Source organism: Acidithiobacillus sp. TH-A35, from assembly GCF_057473505.1.
The window spans coordinates 1-1,556 of the sequence record NZ_JBYCKR010000246.1; the positions used below are offsets into that span (position 1 = coordinate 1).

The 1,556-nt window shown below is 57.8% G+C and carries 1 protein-coding gene and 1 pseudogene; one reads left to right on the plus strand and one right to left on the minus strand.

What is annotated here, in order from left to right; genetic code table 11:
* Positions 1-1,015, minus strand: a 1,015-nt coding sequence (mtnA, locus tag AC2VNK_RS08195; RefSeq protein ID WP_486883428.1) for an S-methyl-5-thioribose-1-phosphate isomerase, incomplete at its 3' end; no start/stop codon positions are given.
* 158 nt (positions 1,016-1,173) lie between these two features.
* Between mtnA and AC2VNK_RS08200 the strand changes: the two are divergent.
* Positions 1,174-1,556: pseudogene (locus tag AC2VNK_RS08200) on the plus strand (class I SAM-dependent rRNA methyltransferase); the annotation flags it as partial.

Sequence of the window (1,556 nt, forward strand, 5' to 3'; positions counted from 1 at the left end):
TGTGCAGATAGTCCGGCCGGGCCACGCCTCTTTCCGTAATAATTGCCGTAATCAAGGCCGCAGGCGTCACATCAAATGCCGGATTACGTACCTGGACTCCGACCGGGGCCACATCATGGCCGGCACACTGCCGCACTTCGTTTTCCGGGCGCTCTTCGATGATGATGCCTGCGCCAGCCGGCATGGCAAAATCCACGGTGCTCAGGGGCGCCGCTACATAAAAAGGGATGCGATGATACTGGGCCAGAACTGCCAGACTGTAGGTGCCGATCTTATTGGCCGCATCGCCATTGGCGGCAATGCGATCAGCGCCGACGATGACCGCCTGGATGAGCCCCTGCTGCATCAGATAAGCCGCCGCACTGTCTGCATTGAGACAAAAGGGAATACCATCTTTTTGCAATTCCCAGGCGGTCAGACGCGCACCCTGGAGCCAGGGGCGGGTTTCATCCGCATAAACCTGAAGCTGTTTACCGGCAGAAATGCCCGCACGAATAACCCCCAGAGCGGGTCCGTAACCGCCGGTCGCGAGGCTGCCGGTGTTGCAATGGGTCAGGATGCAGCCCTGCTCGGGCAACAAGGCCGCACCATGACGACCCATCTGCTGATTATCGGCGATGTCCTGCTCCAGCAGATCATGGGCAGCTTGCAGCAAAATAGCGGCTGCAGTCTCGGCAGAAGTCTCTTTTTGCGCCAGGGCCAACTGCCGGTCCGTAGCCCAGGCCAGATTGACAGCCGTCGGCCGGGCCGCTTTGATCTCGGCGGCGGCTCCTGCCAAACGCGGCTGCCAGTCCGCCAGCTCGCGCATATCATGAATTGCCAGAGCCATGGCATAGGCTGCCGTCACACCGATAGCGGGAGCGCCCCGCACCACCATCTGAGTAATAGCGACGGCGACTTCCCGATAATCCCGGAGCTTCAACCAGATTTCCTGTTGTGGCAGAAGGCGCTGATCCAGTAAACACAACTGCTGGTCTTCCCAACGAATGGCGCGAATATTATCGACAATAGGCACAGATCATCTCCTGAGTGGCTGACTAGCGTGGCGGCGGATAAAATACATGGCGCGCTCAATATACGGATCAAGCAAATATCTGTAAAATGCAGCGCATTGCTCTCCCTTGATGTTTCGGGGAATAACGGGCAAATTCCCTTTCCCAACAGGTTGTGATCATGTCATCAAGCACTATTTACCCTACCCTGCGCCTGCGTCCCAAGGAAGACCGTCGTCTGCGCGCCGGCCACCTCTGGATTTACAGCAACGAAATTGACGTCGCCAGGACACCTTTGCAGGACGTGGCTCCGGGCAGCGTCTGCACAATAGAAGACGCCCAGGGCAAGGCCATTGGTCTGGCCCATATCAATCCCCACACCCTCCTCTGCGGGCGCCTGCTCAGCCGTAATCCCCAGCAACGCATCGACCAGCACTTTTATCAGGAACGTCTGCTCCAGGCTTTGCGTATGCGTGAGCGTTTATTTTCCGCTCCGTTTTATCGCTTGGTACATGGTGAAGGCGACGGCTTGCCGGGCCTGATCATTGATCGCTACGAGGATAC